The sequence below is a fragment of the Nonomuraea sp. NPDC049158 genome (genome assembly GCF_040648335.1).
Classification (GTDB): Bacteria; Actinomycetota; Actinomycetes; order Streptosporangiales; family Streptosporangiaceae; genus Nonomuraea.
On sequence record NZ_JBEZDM010000005.1, the window covers coordinates 29,604 to 53,330 of the forward strand.

Genomic DNA, 23,727 nt, shown 5'->3' on the forward strand with positions numbered 1-23,727 from the left:
CGGGCGACGGTAACGGCTCGCATCGCCCCTAGAGCGACTGCGACCGGCCCGACTCCGGTACCTGGTACGGCCGGGGCGGGTTAACTCACAAGGAGAACGCAATGCCCAAGCCCACCAAGGGTGCACGTCTTGGCGGTAGCCCGGCGCACGAGCGGCTGATCCTGGCGAACCTCGCCACGGACCTGTTCCGCCACGGCAAGATCCGCACCACGGTTACCAAGGCCAAGCGCGTCCGTCCGCTGGCGGAGCGCCTGATCACCAAGGCGAAGAAGGGCGACATCCACAACCGTCGCCAGGTGCTCACGGTCGTCAAGGACAAGGGCGTCGTCCACCACCTGTTCACGGACCTCGCGGTGACGTTCGCCGAGCGTCCCGGCGGTTACACCCGGATCACCAAGGTGGGCGCCCGTAAGGGTGACAACGCCCCCATGGCGGTGATCGAGCTGGTGACCGAGCCGCTCAACCCGGTTCGCGTGTCGCGCACGGAGGCTCCCGCCGCCGCCGCTCCGGCTCCCGCCGCTGAGACCGAGGCTGAGACCGAGGCGCCGGCTGCTTCGGAGACCGCCGAGTCGGATGAGGCCACCACGGCTGAGGCCGCTGACTCGGGCTCGGCCGAAGCTGAGGCCGGCGAGGCGAAGAAGGACGAGGCCTGATCCGTCAGGTCGGCTGCATCGGGCCCAGGCCCCCGCTGTGCGGGGATTCCGGGCCCAGTTGAATCGGGCTCGGGCCCCTCTCGCGGGGGTTCGGGCCTGTTCGCGTTTTTGGGCGCTCTGGGGAGAGTGATGGTGGTACGGCTCCGGCTTGATCTCGGCTACGACGGGACCGACTTCTCCGGGTGGGCCAGGCAGCCGGGGCTGCGTACGGTCCAGGGGGAGATCGAGCGGGCGCTCGGCAGGATCCTGCGGCTGGCCGAGCCACCGGCGCTGACCGTCGCCGGGCGTACGGATGCCGGGGTGCACGCGCGTGGGCAGGTGGCGCACGTGGATCTTCCCGTGGAGGCGTTCTCCGCCCTTGACCGCAACCACCGGCGATCCGCCGGGCCCGAGCCTGTAGCGGCCTCTGCGGCGGCTTTTCCGGCTGCCGACTCTGCGGCTGTCCCTCCGGGTGTCGGCTTTGCGGCAGTCGGCTCCGTGGGGGTCGGCGCGGTGTTGCCGCTGGACGTGGATGAGCGGCTCGCTACACTCCTGCGGCGGCTGGCCGGGGTACTGGACTCAGATGTACGTGTTCATCGGGTCTGCGTGGCTTCTGAGGGCTTTGACGCACGGTTCTCCGCACTGTCACGCCGGTACGCGTACCGGGTCAGTGACGCGGCCGGTGGGGTGGATCCGTTGCGGCGCCGGGAGGTGGTCTGGCACAACCGGCCGCTGGACCTGGACGCGCTGAACGAGGCGGCCGCGCACCTGCTCGGCGAGCACGACTTCGCCGCCTTCTGCAAGAAGCGTGAGGGAGCCACCACGATCCGGCGGCTGCAACGGCTCGACTGGGTGCGGGAGGGCGACGGGGTGCTGGTCGCCACTGTGGTCGCCGACGCGTTCTGCCACTCGATGGTGCGGTCGCTGGTGGGCTCCCTCCTGTCGGCCGCCGATGGGCGCCGGCCCGTCGAGTGGCCTGGGCAGGTGCTGGGGCGGGCCGTACGGGACTCCGGGGTGCACGTGGCGCCCGCGCACGGCCTGTGCTTGGAAGAGGTGACCTACCCGCCGGCCACGGAGCTCGCCGCGCGCGCCCTCGCGACCCGGCGCGTCCGCACGCTGGGCGATGATCCGCCCGCGGTCGACGCGCCGTAGCTCTGGCCTGTCCGTACGTCGGCTGGTGATCCGCCTGCGGTTGACGAGTCGATCCGCCTGCTGTCGGCGAATTGTGGCCCGGGACGTCGATCCGCCTTTTGTCAGCGAGTCCTAGTCCCGTGCCGAGCGGGTCGTCAGTCGTTGGTGAGGCGGCGTTCCAAGGCCTGTGAGGTCTGGTCGCGGAAGGCGCCGCTGACCTTGCCGAGTGTCTTCTCCTTGGTGCCGGGCGTGTGGCCGTCGGCGTAGGTGGCGTAGCTGAAGACGATGTAGCGGCCCCAGACCAGCCCCGCGGCGTAGCCGCCCGCGATCTCCACGCGTTCGCCGCCGGTGCCCGCCGCTGAGGGGAGGCCGCGGAACCAGACGTTGCGGCCGAGGTTCTTGGCCTTGTCGGCGCTCATGGCGGCCTCTTTGGTCGGCAGCACCGCGATGCCGGTCGTCACGGCGTAGCGGCGCTTGGTGTCGACGTACGTCGCCCGTACGATCCGGCTGCACTTCTGCTCGCGCAGCGCGTCGGCGAAAGGACCGGAGGCGGCCTTCTCGCAGCTCCCCGTCATGTCCGTCTTGACCTTGGCGAACACGGCTCCCTCCGCCTCGATCTTCTTCTTCGGGAACGCCTCGGAGAGCGACATCTTGCGCGGGTCGGTCTGCTCGGAGTTGAGGATCGAGGTGGCGGGGACGACCGGGGTCGTCGAGGCGTCGGGGCTGACGATGGCCGGGGGTGCCGTCGTCGGCGGCTGCTTGGCGGCCGTCGTGGCGGCGGGCGATGACGGGGCGCTCACCGATTTGTAGGCGAAGAAGCCGCCCGTGGCGACGCCTGCCAGCGCGAGGACACCCAGGGTGATGAAGAGTGCTTTCCGGCCCGCCGGCTTGCCGGGCTGGCCGGTGGCGGGCGGTGTCGCCTGGAACGGCGACTGCTTGAACGGTCCCTGCCCGTAGGGGGCGGGGAGTCCCTGGGGTGGTGTGGAGCGGTCCTGCGAGGCCGGGACGGGCAGGGCGGCGGTGGGTTTCTGGCCCCATACCTCGAACGGGAGGTCGGGGACGTTGCCCTTCTGCTCGGGTCCGCCAGGGGGGATCGGCGGCCAGACCGGGACATCGCTCGGCTCGACCGGGTGCCCGGCGGCGTTCGGGTCGAAGGCGGGCGGCGTGGTGCCTGGGTCGAAGGCGGTGGGCGGGGTGCTGGCGTCGAAGGCGTGCGGGCGGGCGTAGGGGGCCGTCGCGCCGGACTCGGGCGCAAAGGTGTTCGCGCCGGACTCGGGCGCAAAGGTGTTCGCGCCGGACTCGGGCGCAAAGGTGTTCGCGCCGGACTCGGGCGCGGTGGTGTTGGGGTCGAAGGCCGGTGGGGCCGTCTCGTTGGCGGCGAAGGGGCGGGCGGACGCGCCCCTCGCGTCGAAGGGGGCGGTCAGGTTCGGGTCGGTCTGGTAGTCCTCCCCGTCCTTTGAGGGGTCGGCCTCTTCGTAGTCGGCCGCGGGCTGTCCGAACGCGGGGCCCTTGGTCGTCGGCCCGCCGTACACGGAGCTCTTGGGCGCGGGGTCGCTGTCGCCGGACGTGGGGAGCCCGGGCGGGATGATGCCCCCCGGACGGGTGTCGGCGTCGTCCGGTGGCGGGCTGTCCGATGGGACGTTCCAGGGCGATGCCGGGCCTGACACGTCGTCGGCGTCAGGCTCCACGGCGAGCTCGCCCGTGGCGGCGGGCCAGGGCGGCATGGCGGGCGGGTCGGCGACGGGGGCGGGCCATACCTGCATGCCCGCGGCCGCGGCGGTGAAGGCCGGTGGCGGCTCCCACGACGGCGCGCCGGGCACCACGGGGTCGACCGCCCAGGTGGCGGGCTCCTCCGGGGCCCAGGTCGCGGGCTCTTCCGGGATGGGTGCGGGCCAGGCGCCGGCCGCAGGGGACCATCCGGCGCCGGGCTGGCCGGGAGCCGGGGCGTCCTGCTCCGACTCGGCGCGCTGCCACGAGGGCTGGGGGCCGGAGGTCTGACTGCCCGATTCGGACCCGGCGGCCTGCCATGGAGGCTGAGCGCCTGGCCCACCGGTGTGTGACGGAGGTTGAGCGCCTAGCCCGGCGGAGTGTGAAGGAGGCGGAGCGCCTGGTGCCGGGCTGTGCGATGGAAGCTGGGCGCCCGGTCCCGGGGTCTGCGACGGAGGTTGGGCGCCCGGTCCCGGAGCGGTGGGCGCTTGTGCGGCCGCGGACCCGGCAGACGGAGGGCCCGCGGCAGGAGGTCGCGGAGACGGGGACGGGGTGCCGGGCTGGGCGCCGAGGTTGCGGGGCAGGCGGCCGCGCATGGGGCGGGGTGGGCCCTGGGGGTCGGCGAACCAGTCGTACGGCGCGGCGTCGTCGCCCGCCACCTCCCATGGCTGCGCGCCGGGAAAGGCCGGCAGGCCGGGAAGGTCGGACTGGTCCTCGGCCGAGGCCGGGTCCGATGGCTGTGGTTCGAACGGCTGCCACTCGGCCGGCGAGTCGGAGCCCGATGCCCCGGTCATCGTCTGCTCGGCGTCCGGTGGCGTGCCCGGGAAAGCGGGCAGCATGTCATGACCGGCGTCGTCATAATCGGCACTCCCATAACCGGCGCTGTCAGAGCCGGAGTCAGCGCCCGCGCCGGGCTCCGGCGGCGATGCTGGAGTAGATCCGGGCGCCTCGTGAGACGCCCGTGACTCGGGATATTGAAGGGGCTGGCCGAAGCTCGGCGGTGGCGTCGCCGGTGCGGCCGAGCCGTCAGATTCCCTACGATCGTTGTCAGACCCAGGTTCCTGGCCACGCATAAGGGGGAGCCTAGCGAGAGTCGCGAGATCGTTATGCCGGTATGGGCGTTCCCGACTGGATCATCGATGCCGTTTGGGTACGTATGAAAAGGTTTGAGGCTTTCAGCTGCCCGGGTGGCCGGTCAGAGTCCGGGAGTCAAGGGCCTTGAAGACGGTGGCCTTGGTGATGTCGTCGACCGCCTGGAAGAGCGACTTCTGCCCCTTCTTGTCGGGCTTGTTGCCGTCCTTGTTCTGGAACCAGATCATGACGGCGTAGTGGCCGTACATCCACATCTGGGTGCCGCCGCTGCCGGTGCCGAGGCTCTTGGTGAGTGAGTCCTTGCCGGTCAGCGGCTTGACGTAGTTGGCCTTGCTGCCGACCGACTGCACCTTGGTCGCGGTCTTGCTGGACTTGAGGTTGGCCACGCCGACCGTGCCCATCAGCTTGCCGGCCTTGTCGCGGAAGCTCGCGCGGATGATCTGCGTACACTTGCCGGCCTTGAGGGCCTTCTGGAGCTTGTCGCCGACGGCTGCGTCGGAGCACTTCTTGACCTTGCTGGTGACCGTCATCGTGTACGAGCGGCCGGCGACGGAGATCTTCTTGGTCGCGAACAGCTCCTTGACCGTGAGCGGCTCGGGGTCGGTCTTGCGCTCGCCCGCGTAGCTGTACTTGCCGGGCGGCGACGACGGCAGCGGCGCGGAGGTGCGGCGGGCCGCCAGCGTCTCGGCGGCCTCCCCGGAGCCGCCTGACTTGAACATCACCACGAGACCCGCGACGAACAGGCCGAGCACCGCGACACCGCCGAGCGTGAACCAGAGCGGCCCACGCGAGCGTTTGCCCTCGTCGTAGGGGCTCCACGTCGTGCTGCGGCGCACCGGCTCGGTGGGCGGCTGGGCCGCCGCCGGCTCCTTGGCCTTGCGACCGGCGGCAGCCCCGACCGGTTCGAAGGGGTTGCGGGAGCCGCCGGGTTCGGCCGTGTCGCGGGCCCTGCGAGAACGGCGGGGGGTGCTCTCCGTGCTGGTGTCACGTTCGTCGGGAAAACCCATGCGGCGACATTACCGTGAAGGTGGTCATGAGTAACCGAAGTCCTGCGTCCACCACGGACCGCCGGGACCTGCCACCACGCCGACGCCGATGGACTCGATGCGGCAGTTGAGGATGTTCTGGCGGTGGTCGTTGCTGTCGAGCCAGCCGCGGACCGCCTCGTCGGGGGAGGTGTAGCCGCGGCCGATGTTCTCGGCGGCGCCCGCGCGGTATCCGGCGCGCTCCATCCGGTCCCACGGCGACGAGCCGTCGGGGGAGTCGTGGGTGAAGCGGCCGCTGCGCGCCATCTCAAGGGAGTGCACGCGGGCCGAGCGGGTCAGTCTCGCGTCGGTACGGAGGCGGCCGCAGCCGCGCTTGACCCTGGCGGCGTTGGTGAGGCTGACGACCCTGGCCGCCATCGCCGGCGACATCTCGGCGGTCTGCTCGCCGAGCACCCGCGTGGGGTCCTCGGCGGTGTAGCCGGGCACCATGTTGCCGTCCGGGCTCTTGGTGGGCTTGGCCCTGACGCTGCCGCGCGGGACCCCGGCGGTGCTCTCTCTGGGGATGCGCCCGGCGTACGGCTGCTTCTTGGCAGTCGGCGTGACCGTGGGCTTGGCCTTGGCCGCGGCGGCGGGCGGGGCCGTCTCATTGAGGTAGATGTGGCCGGTTTCTTCGACGTTGTCCGTCAACCGCCCGATCAGCACACCCGTGAACAGAACCGCCATAAGACAGGCGAGCACCCCCAGATGGTTCCGGCGCCGTGCGCTCCGCTGGGTGTGCCGGGTGAGAGAGGTGTGCCACATGCCACACCCAACGATAGAGATGTCTGGTCCTGGGAAAGAAGGGATCCCAGGGAACCGAAATCGAACCGTTCTGTGTCGGGTAGACTGATCGCAGGTTACCGGTCTTTTGACCAGCACCCTTAAATGCGGGTAGCCTAATCAATCGTTGTGTGCATAGGTCCAGCGCGACCGATGCGCGGCGCGTCCGGCGTCATCTCCCATCATCAGCCCATCGGGCCAGGGAGACGGAAGGTCCGGGCTGCCGTGTGCCCGCACCGACCGACCCTAGAGCTGTCGCTTCCCGACAGCGCCGAAGACGCGAGCATAAAGAAGGCTACGACCGTGCGCACGTACTCACCGAAGCCCGCCGACGTTCAGCGTCAGTGGTACGTCATCGACGCGACCGATGTCGTGCTGGGCCGGCTGGCCAGCCACGTCGCGATCCTGCTCCGCGGCAAGCACAAGCCGATCTTCGCCAACCACGTCGACACCGGCGACTTCGTCGTCATCATCAACGCGGACAAGATCGCGCTCACCGGCAACAAGCGTGAGCAGAAGAAGGCCTACCGCCACTCGGGTTACCCGGGCGGTCTGCGTTCCGTCAGTTATGGCGAGCTCATGGACAAGCGGCCGGACAAGGCCGTCGAAAAGGCCGTCAAGGGCATGCTGCCGAAGAACTCCCTCGGCCGGAAGATGGCCAAGAAGCTCAAGGTCTACGCGGGGTCCGAGCACCCGCACCAGGCCCAGCAGCCGGTGCCGTTCGAGATCACCCAGATCGCCCAGTAGTAGTCCGAAAGATTTAGAGGAGAACCGTGGCTGAGCCCACCGGTGTCGAGACGGCCGTCGAGGCCGAGGTGGAAGAATTCTCCGGCGAGGAGTTCCCTTCCGAGTACACCACCGAGTCCACCGCCAGCGCTGACGCTCCCGTGCGCAAGCCCGTCACCACGGGCAACTCGTACGGCACCGGCCGCCGTAAGGAGGCGATCGCCCGCGTGCGCATCGTCCCCGGCACCGGCAAGTGGACGATCAACGGTCGTTCGCTGGACGTCTACTTCCCCAACAAGGTCCACCAGCAGATCGTCAACGAGCCCTTCGTGGTGCTCGGCGCCGAAGAGGCGTTCGACGTCATCGCGCGCATCGACGGTGGCGGCGTGACCGGCCAGGCCGGCGCGCTGCGCATGGGCCTGTCCCGTGCGCTGTCGATCCTTGATGTCGAGACCAACCGAGCGCCTCTGAAGAAGGCCGGCTTCCTCACCCGTGACGCCCGCGCCACGGAGCGGAAGAAGTACGGCCTCAAGAAGGCCCGTAAGGCTCCGCAGTACAGCAAGCGCTAAATTGGCGCGTCTTTTCGGCACCGACGGGGTTCGTGGGGTCGCTGGTCGCGACCTCACGGCGGAGCTCGCCATGGACCTCTCGGTCGCGGCGGCTCACGTCCTCGGCGATGCGGGCGCGTTCACGGCCACAGGACGTCGTCCTGTGGCCGTCGTAGGCCGGGACCCGCGTGCCTCGGGGGAGTTCCTCGAGGCCGCAGTGGTCGCCGGCCTTGCGTCGTCCGGAGTGGATGTGCTGCGCCTCGGCGTGCTGCCCACCCCGGCCGTCGCCTACCTCACCGCGGCGCTCGGCGCCGACATCGGCGTCATGCTGTCGGCCTCGCACAACGCGGCGCCGGACAACGGCATCAAGTTCCTGGCCCGGGGCGGCTTCAAGCTGTCCGACGCGGTCGAGGACGAGATCGAGCGGCGGCTCGGCGAGGACTGGACCTTTCCCGTCGGCTCCGCCGTGGGCCGGGTGCGTGACGCCTACGGTGAGGCCGACCGTTACATCTCCCATGTGCTGACCACGGTCAGTGGCCGGCTCGACGGCCTCGACATCGTCGTCGACTGCGCTCACGGCGCCGCACACATGGTCGCCCCCGAGGCGTTGGTGCGATCCGGAGCCAGGGTGGAGGCCATCGGCGCGCGGCCCGACGGCCTCAACATCAACGCCGGCTACGGTTCCACCCACCTGCCCAAGCTGCAGCAGGTCGTCGTCTCGCGCGGCGCCGACCTCGGCATCGCCTACGACGGCGACGCCGACCGCTGCCTGGCGGTCGACCACACCGGCGCGATCATCGACGGTGACCAGATCATGGCGATCCTCGCGGCCGACATGCACGCCGAGGGCACGCTGGCCAAGGACACCGTGGTCGCGACCGTGATGTCCAACCTGGGCTTCAAGCTGGCGATGCGCGATGCGGGCATCCACGTCGTGGAGACCGCGGTGGGCGACCGCTACGTGCTGGAGCGCATGAAGTCCGACGGCTACAACCTGGGCGGTGAGCAGTCGGGTCACGTCATCATGCTCGACCACGCCACCACCGGAGACGGCCTGCTCACCTCGCTGCACCTGCTCTCGGTCGTGGCCAGGTCGGGCAAGTCGCTGCGCGAGCTGGCCGCGGTGATGACGCCGCTGCCGCAGATCCTGATCAACGTCAAGGACGTGGACCGGGGCAAGGCGTCGGTGCCGGAGCTCACCGAGGCCGTGGCGCTGGCGGAGAAGGAGCTGGGTGAGACGGGCCGGGTGCTGATCCGGCCCAGCGGCACCGAGCCGATGATCCGCGTGATGGTCGAGGCTTCGTCCGAGGAGCACGCCTCCGAGGTCGCCGGCCGGCTGGCCGACGTGGTCCGGGCCGCCTGCGTCTGAGGCTTTTCCGGTGAGGGGCACGGCACTGCCGTGCCCCTCACGCGTATCCTGCGGCTGGTGAGCGTGACTGTGCTGATCACCGGTGGGCGGGCGCCCGTGGCGCTGGACCTGGCCAGGAAGTTCGCCAGGTCGGGTGCGCGGGTCGTGGTGGCCGAGAGCTCGCGGGCGCAGCTCTGCGCGCGGTCCTCGGCCGTGGCGGTCAGCTATCGGGTGCCGCCGCCCAACCGGGCGCCTGAGGCGTTCGCCGACGCGCTGGCCGACATCGTCAAGCTGGAGGGCGTGCGGCTGGTCGTGCCCACCTGCGAGGAGATCTTCTGGGTGGCGCGGGGGCGGAAGCGGTTGCCCTGCGAGGTGCTGGCCGAGCCGCTCGGGACGCTGCGGGCGTTGCACAGCAAGTGGGAGTTCGTCCAGCTGGCGAAGGGGTTCGGGCTGCCGGTGCCCGAGACCGTGCTGGTGACATCGCAGGCTGACCTGGCCGGGATCCGGCGCCCGTTCATCCTTAAGCCTGTTTTTTCGCGCTTTGGTACGAAAGTGCGGGTTGTACGGGGAAATGTCGCGTTAAGGCCGGGCGAGGGGCCCTGGGTGGCTCAGGAGTTGCTCGGCGGGACGCAGATCTGCACCTACTCCGTGGCGGTGAAGGGGCGATTGGTGGCTCATGCCGCCTACGCGGTGGAGTTCACGGCTTCCGGGGCTTGTGTGAGTTTCGAGCCGGTGGAGCAGGCCGAGGTGGACGCCTGGGTGACGGAGTTCGTGGCGCGGGTCGGGTTCAGCGGGCAGATCGCCTTCGACTTCATGGCCGGCGACCGGGTGTTGCCGCTGGAGTGCAATCCACGGGCCACCAGCGGGGTCCATCTCCTGGGCGACGAGCTGGCCGGGGTGTTGCTCGGTGACGTACCCGACCGGCCGCTGCGGCCCGCACCGGGCGCGCGGGCGATGATCGGGCTGGCGATGCTGGGCTTCGGCCTGGCGGGGGTACGGTCCTGGCCGGAGTTGCGCCGGTGGGTGAGCGTGGTGTCGGCCGCTGACGACGTGATCGCGGTGGACGGGGATCGGGGGCCGTTCCTGGCGCAGTTCGGGGTGCTGTGGGAGAACTGGATCCGCTCGTTGTGGACGCGGCGGTCACTGATCGAGTGCTCGACGTACGACATCGAGTGGGACGGCCGGTGAAGGCCGAGCTGTTCACGAAGGACACCCTCGGCGAGCTGCCCTGGCCCGACACCGAGGACGGCGCCTACGCACGTGACTACCTGGTGCCGCTGGTCGAGGACGGGACCGAGGCGTTCGTCGGCAATGTGGTCACGACCTACGGGGTGCTGCTGGTGGACGGGCGCATTGTCCTGCCGGTGTCGGTCAACGACGGTGAGCAGGGGAACGCGTGGGTGTGCTCGCCGTACACGCACTATGTGACCTATGCCGGTGAGGAGCTGCGCGTGCTCGGCAGCCGGGTGCTGCGCGCGGTGCTGGCGGCGGCGCTGTCCGCGCTGGGCGCGCTGTGCCGGTGGGCGGAGCTGGACCGGGTGGTGCTGGTCAACAACTGGCTGCTGTCCACGAACCTCTATCCGGCCATCGAACCCGCCCATGAGCGGGCCGCCATCCGCTTCCTGCGGGAGCGGTTCCCCGGGCACGCCGTCGGGTTCTGCTCGGTGAACCGGCGGATCGACGGCTGTGTGATGGTGCCGGGGCGGCGGGTCTATCTGGTGCGGCCGGGGGAGCAGGAGGCCCGCCATCGCAAGCGGTGGCGGCGCGATCTGCGGCTGGTCGGGCGCAGGGGGTATGAGGTGGTGCGGCCGGGCGAGGGCGATGCGGCTCGGGTGGTCGAGCTTTATGACCTGCTTTATCTGGATAAGTACTCACGGAACAATCCGCAGTTCACCGAGCGGTTCGTCCGCGAGACCATGCGGGCGGGGACGATCACCTATTGGGCGCTGGCCAGGGACGGGCGGATCGACGGGGTGCTCGGCTACTTCCACCGCGACGGGACGCTGACCACGCCGATCTTCGGCTACGACACCGCGCTGCCGCAGGGGATCGGGCTGTACCGGATGCTGAGCGCGCTGGTCTACCAGATCGCCGTGGACGAGGGGCTGTCGGTCAACGACAGTGCGGGTGCGGGGGAGTTCAAGCGGCTGCGTGGGGCGGTGCCGGAGATCGAGTATCGGGCCGTGTACGTCGGGCATCTGCCGTGGCGGCGGCGTACGGGGTGGGTGGTGCTGGCCTGGCTGCTCGACCGGGTCGCGGTGCCGGTCATGCGGCGTTACGAGCTTTGAGGGCTTTTGAGGGGAGTGGGATGCGGAGTGATCTGCTGGCTCAGGTGTTCGCCGCCTGCGAGCGTACGCCCCGGGCGACGGCGATCGTGGGGGCGCGCGGGCAGGAGCTGACGTTCGGCGGGCTGCGCGAGCGGGCGCTGCGCATCCGCGACCGGCTGGCGGCGGAGGGACTTGAGCGTGGAGACGGTGTGCTGTACGCCGTCGAGCCCTCGCCGGACGCGATCGCCGTGGCGCTGGGCGTGGTCGCCGCGGGCGGGGTGCTGGTGCTGGCCGATCCCGGCCTCGCGCCGGAGATCCTGCGGGCCCGGCTCCGGCTGGCCCGGCCGCGCTGGGTGGTGGCGGGGTCGCTGCTGTACGCCGTCACGTCGTTCGCGCCGCTGCGCGCGCTGGCCAGGCGCCGGGGCGTGCTCCTGCCCGGCCTCCGCGATCCGCTGCCGGAGCTGGAACTGCGCCACGCCTACACCGGCCGGTGGCTGCCCGGCGTGCCCAGAGCGGCGGTACGGTTACGCGGCCTGGACGGCTCGCCGCCCCACACCAGCCCCGGCCCTGGTCCGGACGTGGGCGCGGATGCGGCAGGCGCGATCGGTGCGAGCCGGGGCGAGGTGGATGATCCGGCGGCGGTGATCTTCACTTCCGGCACCACCGCGCACCCCAGGGCCGTCGTCCACACCCGCGCGTCCCTCGCCGCCGGGCTGGAGATCTTCAGGGACCGTTTCCCCGTCGAGCCCGGCGACGTCGTTCACACCGACGGCCTCATGCTCGGCCTGCCCGCGCTCATCGGCGGCGCCACCTGGTCGATGCCCGGCCCGGCCAAGCTGATCTTCGAGCGCCGGGTGACCCATCTGTACTGCGTGCCGGTCGAGCTGGCCGGGCTCGTCACCCGGGTGGAACGGCTGCCGGACGGCCTGCGTCACCTGCTGCTCGGCTCGGCCCCCGCGCCCCCGGCCCTACTGCGGAAGGCGATCGCCGCCGCGCCCGGTGCGGAGGTGCTGAGCGTTTACGCGATGACGGAGGCGCTGCCGATCGCGCTGGCCGGCGCGGCCGAGAAGCTGGCCTGCGCCGAGGGAGACCTGCTCGGCGCGCCGCTGCCGGGAGTCGGCGTGCGGTTCACCGAGGACCAGGAGCTGGTCGTCAGCGGGCCGCACGTGGCGCGCGGCTACCTGGGCGAGCCGCCGCACGACGAGGTGGCCACCGGCGACCTGGTCCGCCTGGACGGCGATGAGCGCCTCGTCCTGCTCGGCCGGAAGAAGGACATGATCCTTCGCGATGGGTTCAACATCTACCCGAGCCTGTACGAACCGGCCATCGCCGCGTTGCCCGGCGTGGCCGACGCGGCCATCGTCGGCCTGGCCGATCCGGTCACCGGGGACGAGGAGGTCGTACTGGCGCTGGTGCCCGGCGACGGCTTCCAGGAGGCGGCGGTACGCGCCCGGCTGCCCGCGCTGGTCGACGCGGGCGCGCTGCCCGACCGGATCGCGGTGCTCCCGGACTTCCCGCGATCCAGCAGGCGCAAGCTCGACCGCGCGGCGCTGCGCGCGGCCATCGGCCGCCCGTGAGCTGTTCGTCACCCGTGAGCGACGCCCTTGGGCGTCGCTCACGGGAACGAGGAGCTATTCGTCGCCCGTCAGTGTGAAGACGCGCAGTCGCTGTCCCGCCCAGAGCACCGCGCCGAGCGTCACGATGATCAGCGCCGGTACGGCGAAGCCGAGCGTCACGTTGGCCGTCAGGAACGGGTTGTCGGAGATCTGGTGGGCGATCGTCAGAGCCCACTGCTGGATGGAGAACTTCTGCGCCCCCGGCACGAACGAGCCGACCAGCGTCTCCCACAGCAGCGCGTAGATGATCCCGATCGTGACCGCGTGCCGGGTCAGGATGCCGAGCAGCAGGAACACCGCGGCGTAGGCGATGCCCGCGACCAGCGCGCCGAGCGCGAAGCCCGCCGCGAGACCGTCCTCGTTGCCCACCAGCAGCCAGGCCGCGAAGTATGTCGGGACCGCCGCGAACACCGCCAGCAGCGAGGCGGCCACCAGGAACTTCGTCTGCGCGATGACCGGCCGGGAGATCGGCTTGGACATCAGGTGGATGATCGTGCCGTCGTCGATCTCCGGGGCGATCACCCCGGTGCCCGCGATGAGGCCGAGCAGCGGAAGCATCGTGCCGACGGCGAACTTGGCCATCAGCACTTCGGCCGAGTGCGGGTCGTGGCCGCCGAACACCCGCAGCATGACGGCCAACCCGATCAGCGCCAGCGGCAGCAGAAGCAGAAGGAAGATCCTCCGCCTACCCAGCAAGGCCCGATAAGTAATACCTGCAACGACTGTATTCATTGCCTCACTCCGTTCGGCGGCTCGGTCGCCTGGATGCCGCCGCCTTCCCCCGTCGCTCTGGTCGCTTCGCTCCCGGCGCTCCTCCTCCAGGCGACGGCGCTCCTTCGCGGGTTCATCAAGTGCTCCTGTTGATCAAGTAGGCGAAGACGCTCTCCAGGTCCTCGTCGGCGGGGGAGACCTCGTGCAGGCGGATCCCTTCGGTGCGGGCGACGCGCGGTAGCAGCCGCGCGAAGCGCCGGAATTCGACCGCCTGGACCTCCAGTCCGCCCGCGCCGAGCGAGACGCCGCCCGCCGAGTCGTCGAGCATGAGGGCGGCGGCGAGCTTCCTGTCGTCGCTCGACCGGATCCTGAACAGGTGCGGCCGGTCGGTCATCAGGCGGCGGATCTCGCGGAAGTTGCCCGAGGCGGCGTGCCGGCCCGCGACCAGTACCTCGATCTGCTGGGCGACCCGCTCGACCTCCTCCAGGATGTGCGAGCTGAACAGGATCGTCTTGCCCGCCGTGCCCATCGAGCGGATCAGGTCCATCAGGTGCAGCCGCTGGCGCGGGTCCATGCCGTTGAACGGCTCGTCGAGCAGCAGCACCGGCGGGTCGTGGACGAGCGCGGCGGCGACCTTCACCCGCTGGCGCATGCCCTTGGAGTAGGTCTCGACGCGGCGGTCCTTGGGCTCCTCCATCTCGACCGTGGCCAGCGCCTTGCGGGCGGCCTCGATCGGATCGGGCAGACCGTGGAGCCGGGCGGCGGACAGGACGAACTGCCAGCCGGTGAGGAACCCGTAGACACCCTCCCGTTCAGGAACCAGGCCGATGTTCTTATAGATGTGGTGGTTTTTCCAGATCTGGGTGCCGTCCATCGTCACCGTGCCGCCCGAGGGGGCCAGGAACCCGGCCATCAGGTGCAGCAGCGTCGACTTGCCCGCGCCGTTGGGGCCGAGCAGGCCGGTGACGCCGGGACCGATCGTCATCGTGACGTCGTTGACCGCCACTACGTTGCCGTACCAGCGAGAGACCTGTGCGAGCTCGATGTTCATTGGGCAGCCGCCTTCCGATAGCGGGCCGCGAGCGCCGCCAGGCCGATCCCGATGAGCACGAGCACGAGGACCGCCGGGACGGGCCCCGGCGGGTAGCCGCCGTCCGGAACGTTGGGCGTGGTGCTGAACAGCCACACCTGTACGGCGTCGACCAGCCAGAACGGGTTGAGCAGCCAGGCCCACGCGGCTCCCGACTCGTTGCCCGCCGAGTACAGCGTGCCGTAGATGACCGGGACGGCGGCCGAGGTGAGCAGGTAAAGGGCGATGACGGAGGCGACGCCGAGCCCGCGCCTGGGCGTCAGCGAGGCGATGGCCAGGCCGAACGACGACAGCAGGAGCGCGAGCACCAGCGCCATGACCAGGGCCCCGAGGTATTCCTTGGTCTGCGGCGGGCCTTTGAGGTCGATGACCAGCTCGCTCACATAGATCAGCGTGAGCGGCACGGCGAGCAGCAGGAACAGCGCCGCGGTCATGGCGATGACCTTGGCTGCCACGTACTCGGCGATCGTGACCGGACGTGACAGGTACAGCGGCAGCACCCGGAAGCGCAGGTCGGGTGCGACGACCGTCGGCGCCTGCGCGGCCAGGAAGATGGCCACGACCGGCTGCATGTAGGTCGCGAAGCCGCTGTAGGCCATGCCGTGCCGGCTCATCAGGGCCATCATCGCGATCGACACGACCGCGGGCAGCAGCATGATGACGCCCAGGGCGAACGGTATGATCTTGCTGCGCGCCGTACGCCCGAGGCCGAAGACGCCGCGCAGGCTGTGGACGGTGAGCGCGCGCGTCGCGTAGCCGCGACCGAGTCGCGGACCGTCGTAATGGCGGTAACCGATGTCATAGATCTCAGACACCCGCGTCGACCTCCTCTCTGAAGACGTCCTCGATGCGGTGGCGGCCCTGTTCCAGCCGGATCAGGCAGAGGTCGAGATCGACGGCCGCGTCGCGGATCGCGTCGAACGTCTCCGGGCCCGCCACCTTGACCAGCAGCAGGCGGCCGTGCTGGACGGCGCTGTGGCCGAGCTCGGACAGCCGCTCGGCGAGCGGCTGCGTGCCCTCCTCGACCTCGACCGTGACGGTCTGCGTGGCCTGGGTGAACTCGGCGATCGCCGACGAGCGCAGCAGCCGGCCCGCGTCGATGACGATCACGTGGTCGCAGATCCGCTCCAGCTCGCCGAGCAGGTGCGAGGTGACGAGCACGCTGATGCCGAAGTCGGTGCCGATGCGCCTGATCAGCGCCAGCATCTCGTCCCGGCCGCGCGGGTCGAGCCCGTTGGTCGGTTCGTCGAGGAAGACCAGCTTGGGGTCGTGCACGAGCGCCTGGGCCAGTTTGACCCGCTGCTTCATGCCGGTGGAGTAGCCGCCGATGGCGCGGTAGCGCTCCTCGGCCAGGCCGACGTGGCGCAGCACGTCGGCGGCGCGCTCGCGGGCGGCCGTACGCGGCAACCCGGACATCTGGGCGAGATGGACGACCAGCTCGGTGGCGGACACGTCAGGGGGGAGGCAGTCGTGCTCGGGCATGTAGCCCACGAACCTGCGGATCTCGGCGCCCTGCGTGGTCACGTCGAGATCGAGCACCCGCGCGCCGCCCCCGGTCGGGGGCAGCAGGCCCAGCAGGATCTTGATCAGCGTCGACTTGCCGGCGCCGTTCGCCCCGACCAGGCCGGTGACACCGGATCCGACGGTGACCGTCAGCTGGTCGAGCGCCGTGACGGTCGGGAAGCGTTTGGTCAGCCCCTCGGTAGCGAGGATGTGCATGACCCGGACCCTACCGGCCGGGTATGGGGTGTGGCCTCGTTCACACGGATGAACGATGTCCTACTTGAGGCCAGAATTTCCGCTGGATGGCCAGGGTGACGGTGCCCGAGATGAGCATGCCGGCGATGTTCAGCGCGAGTTGCGCGACGGACCCGCCGACCTCGGCCCAATCGCTGAGCGCCAGCGCCACGGCCACGTAGCCGGCGGCGGGGACCGTGGTGACCGAGATGAAGACGCCGATCAGGGCCGAGGACTTGCCCGCCGTGATCGACAGCACCCCGGCGGCGCCCGCCAGCAGCGCCACGATGAACGACCAGCGGTCGGGCTTGACGATGAACTGGACCTCCTCGTTCACGCGCAGATTGCTCAGGTCGATCCAGCCCATCCAGCGCGAGACCAGCGCGCAGGCGAACGTGATCGCGATCGCCACCGTGAACCCGACGACCAGGGTCTTGAGCGAGGAGATGATCAGCCGGCCCCGGCCGCGGAGCAGGCCGAAGCAGATGGCCGCGATGGCGCCGAACTCGGGGCCGAGCACCATCGCGCCGACGATCAGGATGGGCGAGTTCTGCAGGACGCCGATGCCCGCGAGCTGCGTGGCGATCGCGAGGAAGGCCAGGTACGCCCACGTGATGCGCGACTCGGCCCGCACCTTTTGGGCGAGCTCCGCCCAGATGACCGCGTCGTCGGGGTCGCCGGGAGCCTCCTCGACGGCGTCCGCGGCGACCTTGGACAGGGCCAGGTGCACCTGCTCGACGGCGATCGACCCCTCGTCCTGCACCCATTTGAGCCGGTCGATCACCTCGTTGGCCGCCTCGCGCGCGACGTCGCAGAGGATCAGATCGCCCTTGGGCTCGCGGGCCGCGCCGGGCAGCACGGCGACGTTGGTGACGCCCGTGCACTCGTCGAGCACGGCCGTCACCTCCTCCGTACGGGTGGACGGAGTGATCAATCGCAGATGTAGCACTGGGTCATTCTTGTCCATTGGATGTTGATGGGGTGTTGACTACCGTACGCGAGGGTCTCTCACATGAGGCAGACGTTCAGGTGTCACGAGGACGGCGAGGACTGCTGGTTCGCCGACATAGACGATCAGGGGTGCGCGGGCAGGTTCGCGACCTACCTGTTCGAGGAGGTGTTCAGGTACGGCGAAGCCGTACCCGCCTGACGGAGTGGTCGGCGCCCTTCTGCATGACCAGGCCGGCGCGGCCACGGGTGGGGGCGATGTTCTCGACCAGGTTGCGCTCGTTGATGTCGCGCCAGACGTTGACCGCGAACTCCGTCGCCTCCTCGTCGGAGAGGTCGGCGATGTACTTGAAGTACGACTTGGGGTCCTCGAAGGCGGTGCGGCGGAGCTTGTGGAAGCGGTCGACGTACCAGGCTCGGATGTCCTCCACCTTGGCGTCGACGTAGATCGAGAAGTCGAAGTAGTCGTTGACCGCCAGGGAGGTGGGCGGAGCGGGCTGCAGCACGTTCAACCCCTCAATGATCAAGATGTCCGGACTTTTCACTACTTGTTTGGCGCCGGGGACGATGTCGTATTCGAGGTGGCTGTAGATCGGGGCCTGCACCTCCGGCAGCCCGGCCTTGACCTCGGCGACGAACCTGACCAGCGCCCTGCGGTCGTAGCTCTCGGGGAAGCCCTTGCGATGCATGATCCCCTTGGACTCCAGCACCGCGTTGGGATAGAGGAAGCTGTCGGTGGTGAGCAGCTCCACGTGCGGGTGCTCGGGCCAGCGGGCCAGCAGCGTGTGCAGCAGCCGCGCCGTCGTCGACTTCCCGACCGCGACACTGCCCGCGATGCCCAGGATGTACGGCACACGCTGCCCGGGATGCCCGAGAAACGCGCTCAGCACGCTACTGCGTTGTTTGGACCCGGTGAAGTGGAGGTTCAGCAGCCGGGTCAGGGGGAGGTAGATATCGGTGACCTCGGCGAGGTCGATGGGGTCGTCGACGCCACGCAGCTCTTCCAGCTCTGCCTCGGTGAGAGTCAAGGGCGTGTTCTTGCGGAGTTCGCTCCACTGCTCCCTGCTCAGTTCAACGTAGCCGTTGTTCACCTTGGCAGCGTATCGACGGCCGACAAACGCGCTCTCGACCGGGTGGCACTCTCTATCCACAGCCTGTGGATAAATACTTGGGATTACTTATGACCAGTTTGGGGTAAGGCTGTGGCCCGCGCCCGGGGATCTCAGCAAACCGGGCATGCGGCGATTTGTCAGCGGCTACTGTTCGGAGACCTGACCTTCGGGAGGGCTTGTGGACCGTCGTCGCTTTCTGACCAGAGCAGGGCTGGCCGCCGCGGCCGGCATCACCGGGCCGTTCGCCGGGGTGGCCTGCGCGGGCGCCAGGGGCGGGGTCACGCGGGCGACCGGCTACGGGCCGCTGAAGGCGGTGCGCGACGCGCGTGACGGCAAGGTCAGGCTGCACCTGCCCGACGGGTTCAAATACCGCTCCTTCAGCCCGGCGGGCAGCAAATACTCCGACGGCTCCATCGTGCCGGGCAGGCACGACGGGATGGGCGCGTTCCGTGGGCCGCGCGACACCGCGATCCTGGTACGCAACCACGAGGTCAGCGGAGCGGTCGGCGCCTTCGGCGACAAGGACAAGGCCTACGACCCCGCGGCCGGCGGCGGCACCTCGACCCTTCACGTCACCCGCTACGGCGAGGTGCTCAAGAGCGCCCCGTCGCTCAACGGCACCATGATGAACTGCTCCGGCGGCCCGATGCCCTGGAACGCCTGGGTGAGCTGCGAGGAGACCGTCAACGGCCCCGACGTGGCCAACGACTTCTCCGGCGGCGACAACGGCAAGCTGACCCGCAAGCACGGCTACATCTTCGAGGTGCCGGTGTCGGGCACCTCCAACGCCAAGCCGATCAAGGCCGCCGGCCGGTTCGCGCACGAGTCGGCCGCGTTCGACCCGCAGGCGGGGGCGCTCTACCTGACCGAGGACTGCTTCGCGTTCGCCTCCGGCTTCTACCGCTACACGCCGCCGAAGCACCCGCTCAAGGCCGGGCGGCTGCTCGACGGCGGGCGGCTGCAGATGCTCGCGATCAAGGGCTCGCCGCGCAAGGACCTGTCCAAGGGGCAGCGGCCCGGCGCGACGTACAACACGGTATGGGTGACCATCGACGACCCCGACCCCACCTTCACCGGCAAGCCGTCGAACGACGAGGCCGTCCAGGCCGTGGGCAAGCAGGGGCGGGCCGAGGGCGCGGCGATCTTCTCCAGGCTCGAAGGGGCCATCTACCACCAGGGCACCGTGTACTTCTGCTCCACCCAGGGCGGCGCCACCGCCGAAGGTGACACGCCGCCGTCCGGGTTCGGCAAGGGGCGCGGGCAGGTGTGGGCGTACGAGACGTGGACCGGGCGGCTCCGGCTGGTGTACGAGTCGCCGCGCTCGTCGGTGCTGGACCTGCCCGACAACGTGACGGCCAGCACCCGCGGCACGCTGGTGCTCTGCGAGGACGGCGACGGCGACAACTTCCTGCGCGGCCTCACCAAGCAGGGCCAGATCTTCGACTTCTGCCGCCTGGAGCCGGTGGCGGGCGACCCCGGCGCGGAGTTCGCGGGCTCCACCTTCGGCCCCGGCGGTCACACCCTGTACGTCAACGTCCAGTCCAAAGAGGGCACCTCGTTCGCCATCTGGGGACCCTGGCAGCGGGGCTCGTTCTAGCCGGCCAGCTCCGCGACCGCCTCGGCCACCAGGTCCACCTCCTCCTCGGTGTTGTAGTAGTGCGGTGACAGGCGCAGGCACCAGTCGACGTCCTTGTCGCCGAAGTCGAACTGCGCGAACTCCCGGAAGCTGAGCGCCGAGTTGATCCCCTTCGCGTCCATGGCCGCCTTGAACGGCTCCGGCCGCCACCCCTCGATGGTGAAGGTGACGATGGCGCCCAGCTCGGGGCCCTTCTCGAGCACGCGTACCCCTGGAACGGCGTCGAGCAGGACACGCAGCCGGGCGGCCAGCGCGGGCGAGCGGCGCGCGATGGCCTCGACGCCGACCTCGCGGGCGTAGCGGGCGGCGGCCGCGCAGCCCAGCACGGTCGCGTACGGGAACTCCCACCCCTCGAACCGCGCGGCGGACTCGGCGGGCTGGTAGTGGCCCGGCCCGGTCCAGCGGGCGCCGCGCATGTCGATGAACAGCGGCTCGTACCCCGCCTTCAGCATCCGGTCCGACACGTAGAGGAAGCCGGAGCCACGCGGGCCGCGCAGGAACTTCCGGCAGGTGGCGGTGAGCAGGTCGCAGCCGATCGCGGCCACGTCGATGGGGTACTGGCCGATCGACTGGCACGCGTCGACCATGTACAGCAGGTCCAGCTCGCGGCAGTGGCGGCCGATCTCGGCGACCGGCTGGACCAGCCCGGAGTTGGTGGGGATGTGGGTGGCGCTCACCAGCCGGGGCCGGTGCTCCCGCATGAGCGCGGCCATCGCCGCCACGTCCACGCCGCCCTCCGGCGCGTCCGGCGCGTGCACGACGCGCACGCCGAAGCGCTCGCGCAGGGACAGGAACGCGATCTGGTTGGAGATGAAGTCGTTGCGCGTGGTCAGGATGACGTCGCCGGCCTCGAACGGGATCGAGGACAGGGCGGTGGCGAAGGCGTGGGTGGCGCTACCGGCGAACGCGATGTTTCCGGGAGCGCAGTTGATCAGGGCGGCGAGCTCGTCGTAGAACTCGCGGACCTGGACGGCCCGGGCCGCCGCCGCCTCATAGCCGCCGATCTGGGCTTCCAGTCGCAGGTGGTCGAGCATCGTGGCCAGCACCGGAGCGGCCAGCAGCCCGCATCCGGCGTTGTTGAAGTGCACGACCTCCGCGCACCCGGGGGTGTCGGCCCGGAGGCTCTCGACGTCCAGTAGCGATCCCGAGTCGAGGGTGAAAGCGCTATTATCCAGTCTCATGTCGGATAGTAGCAGTTCGTCGGAACTGGCAGTGCGGCTGCGTGCCCTGCTGTCCGGGATGGCCCCGGGCGACCGCCTGCCCAGCAGCCGCGACCTGGTCCAGCGCTACCGGGTGGGCCCCGTCACCGTGTCGCAGGCCATCGCCGCCCTGGCCGCCGAGGGCGCGGTGATCACCCGTCCGGGCAGCGGCACGTTCGTGGCGCCGCGTGCCAGGGCGGGCACCGAGGTCGCCGACACCGCCTGGCAGACGGTCGCGCTCACCGACCGGGCCGTGGACACCCGCTCGCTGACCGACGCGCTCGGCCCGCCGCCCGCCGGGACGATCACTCTGGACGGCGGCTACCTGCATCGGTCGCTGCAGCCGACGCGGGCCATGGCCGCGGCGCTGGGCCGCGCGGCCCGTCGGCCCGACGCCTGGGACCGGGCGCCCGCGATCGGCCTGTCGCCGCTGCGTGCCGTGTTCGCCACCATGGCGGGCGGCGGCATCACACCGGAGGACGTGCTGATCACCGCGGGCGGGCAGAGCTCGCTGTCGATGGCGTTCCGCGCCATCGCCGGACCCGGCAATCCGGTCCTGATGGAGTCGCCCACCTATCCCGGCGCCATAGCCGCCGCCCGCGCGGCCGGGCTCAGCCCGGTGCCGGTGCCCATGGACGCCGACGGGCTGCGGCCGGACCTGCTGGCCGAGGCGTTCGAGCTGACTCGCGCGCGGGTGCTGTACTGCCAGCCGGTCCACCACAATCCGACCGGCGCGGTGCTGACGCCCGAGCGCCGCCGCCAGGTCGTCGAGGTGGCCAGGGCGGCGGGCGCGTTCGTGATCGAGGACGACTTCGCCCGGTACCTGGGCCACGGCGGGCCCGTGCCGCCGCCGCTGGTGGCCGACGACCGTGACGGCACCGTCGTCTACCTGACCTCGCTCACCAAGCCGGCCGCGCCGAGCCTGCGCATCGGGGCGCTGGTGGCGCGCGGTCCGGTGATGGCGCGGCTGCGGGCCATCCGCCTGGTCGACGACCTCTTCATCTCCCGCCCGCTCCAGGAGGCCGCGCTGGAGCTGGTCAGCTCGCCGTCCTGGGAACGGCACCTCCGTACGCTGGCCACGGCCCTGCGCGAGCGGCGCGCGGAACTGGCCGCCGCCCTCGCGCGCGAGCTGCCCGGCTGGAGCGTCGCGCGGCAGCCCGCCGGCGGGCTGCACCTGTGGGCGCGGCTGCCCGACGGGTTGAGCGACACGGCGGTGGCCGGAGCCGCCCGGCAGCTCGGGGTCGCGGTCAGCGCGGGCAGCCGCTACTTCGCCACCGAGGTGCCGGCCGCGTGGCTGCGCCTCGGGTTCGCCGAGACGGCGGACACCGCCGAGCTGGTCGAGGGCGTACGGCGGCTGGCCCGCGTCTGAGACCGACCCTACGCAGGCTGAGACCGACCCCGCGTACGGCGGAGATCCGTTGGCTGAGGCCCCCTGATTGAAGCTGCCCAGGAGGTTGTCGATACTCGAAGAGGACACTCGCGACAGGAGGGCTCCTCGTGCTGTACATCTTCGGCTTCGAGCGGATCGGCGTAGCCGTGAGCGATCTCTACTTCGTCGACCCCAAGCCGATCAAGGGCCAGGAGGGCGCCGAGCACGGCGTCCGCCTCGAAGTACGGATGCTCGAACCAGGGCAGCTGAAGGGTTCCATCTATTCGGCGCGGCCCATCAACCTCGACCGGCCCATCTGGCGCGTCGACCTCCTGGAATCGGTCGACGGCCGTCCCGGCAGCTTCGACCGCACCCATCACCATCCGGTCTTCACCGGATGGGATCCGGGCCCGCGCGTCTTCGACCGGGAGCTGTCGAGCGATCCGCTTCAGTGGCTGGCGGGCAAGCTGGCGGACCTGGACGCCGTACTCGAAAGGGCGGGGGTGGAGCGCGACGAGTCGATCGCCGCGGACGTGGCCGAGCTGCGCGGGTGCGTCCCCGAGATCGTCGAGAGCGTCAGCCGCCTGCTCACCAGGGTGACGAAGGGCGAGCTCGGCAGGGCTCCCGGTGACGGGCCGGCCGACAGCGTGCGGGCCAGCTGGCTGTAGGGACGCGCCCGGTTAACCTGAGGGGATGATCCTGGGCATCGGCGTGGACGTGGTCGACATCGCGCGGTTCGAGTCGGCGCTGGAACGCACGCCGGGGCTGCGCGAGCGGCTGTTCACCGAGGTCGAGCGGCCGCTCGCCGTGCACTCGCTGGCGGCCAGATTCGCCGCCAAGGAGGCCGTCGCCAAGGCGCTCGGCGCGCCGAAGGGGCTCGGGCACCTGGAGGCCGAGGTGCGCTGCGACGAGAGCGGCAAGCCCGAGCTGCGCGTCACCGGCAAGGCCGCCGAGGTCGCCTACGGCCTGGGGGTCAAGCGCTGGCACATCTCGCTCAGCCATGACGCGGGTGTGGCGATGGCCTACGTGATCGCGGAGGGATAGCTTCAGATC

The 23,727-nt window shown here is 70.4% G+C and carries 23 protein-coding genes; 13 read left to right on the forward strand and 10 right to left on the reverse strand.

Annotation, left to right across the window (positions count from 1 at the left end):
• The first annotated feature begins 101 nt into the window (after positions 1-101).
• Together rplQ and AB0B61_RS13005 are read left to right on the forward strand one after the other, a co-directional pair.
• Positions 102-653 (forward strand): 50S ribosomal protein L17, encoded by a 552-nt coding sequence (gene rplQ / locus AB0B61_RS13000; protein WP_358431417.1) that lies wholly within the window; start codon positions 102-104, stop codon positions 651-653.
• Between the two features lie 129 nt (positions 654-782).
• A complete protein-coding gene (locus AB0B61_RS13005) occupies positions 783-1,784 on the forward strand; it encodes a tRNA pseudouridine synthase A (RefSeq protein ID WP_358431418.1) in 1,002 nt (333 codons plus the stop codon).
• A gap of 134 nt (positions 1,785-1,918) precedes the next feature.
• Here AB0B61_RS13005 and AB0B61_RS13010 read toward each other — a convergent pair whose 3' ends face one another.
• The 3 genes from AB0B61_RS13010 to AB0B61_RS13020 form a co-directional block, all read right to left on the reverse strand.
• Complete coding sequence (locus tag AB0B61_RS13010; protein WP_358431419.1) at positions 1,919-4,309, reverse strand: hypothetical protein; 2,391 nt, start codon at positions 4,307-4,309, stop codon at positions 1,919-1,921.
• A 336-nt stretch (positions 4,310-4,645) separates the two neighbouring features.
• Positions 4,646-5,569, reverse strand: coding sequence for a hypothetical protein (locus AB0B61_RS13015; protein WP_358431420.1), 924 nt, complete (start codon positions 5,567-5,569; stop codon positions 4,646-4,648).
• A gap of 24 nt (positions 5,570-5,593) precedes the next feature.
• On the reverse strand, positions 5,594-6,271 hold the full coding sequence (locus AB0B61_RS13020; RefSeq protein ID WP_358431421.1) for a CAP domain-containing protein: 678 nt from the start codon (positions 6,269-6,271) through the stop codon (positions 5,594-5,596).
• A 399-nt stretch (positions 6,272-6,670) separates the two neighbouring features.
• Here AB0B61_RS13020 and rplM point away from each other — a divergent pair, with 399 nt between their 5' ends.
• From rplM to AB0B61_RS13050, 6 genes are read left to right on the forward strand one after another with little or no spacing between them, the layout of a single operon-like run.
• Positions 6,671-7,114, forward strand: coding sequence for a 50S ribosomal protein L13 (gene rplM / locus AB0B61_RS13025; protein ID WP_225293910.1), 444 nt, complete (start codon positions 6,671-6,673; stop codon positions 7,112-7,114).
• 26 nt (positions 7,115-7,140) lie between these two features.
• Positions 7,141-7,662 carry a 30S ribosomal protein S9 gene (rpsI, locus tag AB0B61_RS13030; protein WP_358431422.1) on the forward strand — a complete coding sequence of 174 codons (522 nt, stop codon included), beginning with the start codon at positions 7,141-7,143 and terminating at the stop codon, positions 7,660-7,662.
• A 1-nt stretch (position 7,663) separates the two neighbouring features.
• Entirely contained in the window at positions 7,664-9,010 is a 1,347-nt protein-coding gene (gene glmM, locus AB0B61_RS13035; RefSeq protein ID WP_358431424.1) for a phosphoglucosamine mutase, read from the forward strand.
• Between the two features lie 57 nt (positions 9,011-9,067).
• Positions 9,068-10,177: an ATP-grasp domain-containing protein gene (locus tag AB0B61_RS13040; protein WP_358431426.1), complete on the forward strand. Its 1,110-nt coding sequence runs from the start codon at positions 9,068-9,070 to the stop codon at positions 10,175-10,177.
• Positions 10,093-11,277 carry a GNAT family N-acetyltransferase gene (locus AB0B61_RS13045; RefSeq protein ID WP_358431427.1) on the forward strand — a complete coding sequence of 395 codons (1,185 nt, stop codon included), beginning with the start codon at positions 10,093-10,095 and terminating at the stop codon, positions 11,275-11,277. Before AB0B61_RS13040 ends, AB0B61_RS13045 begins: the two co-directional genes overlap by 85 nt.
• Positions 11,278-11,297: 20 nt before the next feature.
• Positions 11,298-12,833, forward strand: a complete 1,536-nt coding sequence (locus tag AB0B61_RS13050; protein ID WP_358431429.1) for a class I adenylate-forming enzyme family protein — start codon at positions 11,298-11,300, stop codon at positions 12,831-12,833.
• Positions 12,834-12,887: 54 nt separating this feature from the next.
• Here the strand turns inward: AB0B61_RS13050 and AB0B61_RS13055 are convergent, their stop codons facing one another.
• From AB0B61_RS13055 to AB0B61_RS13075, 5 genes are all read right to left on the reverse strand, one after another.
• Positions 12,888-13,604 (reverse strand): ABC transporter permease subunit, encoded by a 717-nt coding sequence (locus AB0B61_RS13055; protein ID WP_358431431.1) that lies wholly within the window; start codon positions 13,602-13,604, stop codon positions 12,888-12,890.
• 115 nt (positions 13,605-13,719) lie between these two features.
• Positions 13,720-14,634: an ABC transporter ATP-binding protein gene (locus tag AB0B61_RS13060; protein WP_358431432.1), complete on the reverse strand. Its 915-nt coding sequence runs from the start codon at positions 14,632-14,634 to the stop codon at positions 13,720-13,722.
• The gene (locus tag AB0B61_RS13065) at positions 14,631-15,488 is read right to left on the reverse strand and encodes an ABC transporter permease subunit (RefSeq protein ID WP_358431433.1); all 858 of its coding nucleotides are present in this window, start codon (positions 15,486-15,488) and stop codon (positions 14,631-14,633) included. Before AB0B61_RS13065 ends, AB0B61_RS13060 begins: the two co-directional genes overlap by 4 nt.
• Entirely contained in the window at positions 15,481-16,392 is a 912-nt protein-coding gene (locus AB0B61_RS13070; RefSeq protein WP_357948223.1) for an ABC transporter ATP-binding protein, read from the reverse strand. Before AB0B61_RS13070 ends, AB0B61_RS13065 begins: the two co-directional genes overlap by 8 nt.
• Before the next feature lie 40 nt (positions 16,393-16,432).
• Positions 16,433-17,359, reverse strand: coding sequence for a DUF389 domain-containing protein (locus AB0B61_RS13075; RefSeq protein WP_358431434.1), 927 nt, complete (start codon positions 17,357-17,359; stop codon positions 16,433-16,435).
• Positions 17,360-17,422: 63 nt separating this feature from the next.
• On the opposite strand from AB0B61_RS13075, the gene AB0B61_RS13080 reads away from it, so the two are divergent.
• Entirely contained in the window at positions 17,423-17,560 is a 138-nt protein-coding gene (locus AB0B61_RS13080) for a hypothetical protein (protein ID WP_225293890.1), read from the forward strand.
• On the opposite strand, the gene coaA is transcribed toward AB0B61_RS13080, so the two are convergent.
• Positions 17,532-18,449: a type I pantothenate kinase gene (gene coaA, locus AB0B61_RS13085; RefSeq protein WP_358431435.1), complete on the reverse strand. Its 918-nt coding sequence runs from the start codon at positions 18,447-18,449 to the stop codon at positions 17,532-17,534. The genes AB0B61_RS13080 and coaA overlap by 29 nt on opposite strands.
• A gap of 199 nt (positions 18,450-18,648) precedes the next feature.
• Between coaA and AB0B61_RS13090 the strand changes: the two genes are divergently transcribed.
• Complete coding sequence (locus tag AB0B61_RS13090) at positions 18,649-20,067, forward strand: alkaline phosphatase PhoX (protein ID WP_358431437.1); 1,419 nt, start codon at positions 18,649-18,651, stop codon at positions 20,065-20,067.
• Here the strand turns inward: AB0B61_RS13090 and AB0B61_RS13095 are convergent.
• Positions 20,064-21,287 (reverse strand): aminotransferase class V-fold PLP-dependent enzyme, encoded by a 1,224-nt coding sequence (locus AB0B61_RS13095; RefSeq protein WP_358431438.1) that lies wholly within the window; start codon positions 21,285-21,287, stop codon positions 20,064-20,066. The genes AB0B61_RS13090 and AB0B61_RS13095 overlap by 4 nt on opposite strands.
• Here AB0B61_RS13095 and AB0B61_RS13100 point away from each other — a divergent pair.
• The 3 genes from AB0B61_RS13100 to AB0B61_RS13110 all read left to right on the forward strand — a co-directional run bounded on the left by AB0B61_RS13100 (position 21,286) and on the right by AB0B61_RS13110 (position 23,718).
• Complete coding sequence (locus AB0B61_RS13100; protein WP_358431439.1) at positions 21,286-22,674, forward strand: PLP-dependent aminotransferase family protein; 1,389 nt, start codon at positions 21,286-21,288, stop codon at positions 22,672-22,674. The genes AB0B61_RS13095 and AB0B61_RS13100 overlap by 2 nt on opposite strands.
• Positions 22,675-22,802: 128 nt before the next feature.
• A complete protein-coding gene (locus AB0B61_RS13105; RefSeq protein ID WP_358431440.1) occupies positions 22,803-23,342 on the forward strand; it encodes a hypothetical protein in 540 nt (179 codons plus the stop codon).
• Positions 23,343-23,367: 25 nt separating this feature from the next.
• Positions 23,368-23,718: a holo-ACP synthase gene (locus tag AB0B61_RS13110; protein WP_225293879.1), complete on the forward strand. Its 351-nt coding sequence runs from the start codon at positions 23,368-23,370 to the stop codon at positions 23,716-23,718.
• The last annotated feature ends 9 nt before the right edge of the window (positions 23,719-23,727 follow it).

Excerpts from the sequence above, each read along its gene's own strand:
- AB0B61_RS13060 (WP_358431432.1), bottom strand. The coding sequence starts at position 14,634 with ATGAACATCGAGCTCGCACAGGTCTCTCGCTGGTACGGCAACGTAGTG.
- AB0B61_RS13010 (WP_358431419.1), bottom strand. The coding sequence starts at position 4,309 with ATGCTGCCCGCTTTCCCGGGCACGCCACCGGACGCCGAGCAGACGATG.
- AB0B61_RS13005 (WP_358431418.1), top strand. The coding sequence starts at position 783 with ATGGTGGTACGGCTCCGGCTTGATCTCGGCTACGACGGGACCGACTTC.
- AB0B61_RS13095 (WP_358431438.1), bottom strand. The coding sequence starts at position 21,287 with ATGAGACTGGATAATAGCGCTTTCACCCTCGACTCGGGATCGCTACTG.
- AB0B61_RS13055 (WP_358431431.1), bottom strand. The coding sequence starts at position 13,604 with ATGAATACAGTCGTTGCAGGTATTACTTATCGGGCCTTGCTGGGTAGG.
- rplQ (WP_358431417.1), top strand. The coding sequence starts at position 102 with ATGCCCAAGCCCACCAAGGGTGCACGTCTTGGCGGTAGCCCGGCGCAC.
- AB0B61_RS13020 (WP_358431421.1), bottom strand. The coding sequence starts at position 6,271 with ATGGCGGTTCTGTTCACGGGTGTGCTGATCGGGCGGTTGACGGACAAC.
- AB0B61_RS13070 (WP_357948223.1), bottom strand. The coding sequence starts at position 16,392 with ATGCACATCCTCGCTACCGAGGGGCTGACCAAACGCTTCCCGACCGTC.
- AB0B61_RS13080 (WP_225293890.1), top strand. The coding sequence starts at position 17,423 with ATGAGGCAGACGTTCAGGTGTCACGAGGACGGCGAGGACTGCTGGTTC.
- AB0B61_RS13100 (WP_358431439.1), top strand. The coding sequence starts at position 21,286 with ATGTCGGATAGTAGCAGTTCGTCGGAACTGGCAGTGCGGCTGCGTGCC.
- AB0B61_RS13110 (WP_225293879.1), top strand. The coding sequence starts at position 23,368 with ATGATCCTGGGCATCGGCGTGGACGTGGTCGACATCGCGCGGTTCGAG.
- AB0B61_RS13050 (WP_358431429.1), top strand. The coding sequence starts at position 11,298 with ATGCGGAGTGATCTGCTGGCTCAGGTGTTCGCCGCCTGCGAGCGTACG.
- AB0B61_RS13015 (WP_358431420.1), bottom strand. The coding sequence starts at position 5,569 with ATGGGTTTTCCCGACGAACGTGACACCAGCACGGAGAGCACCCCCCGC.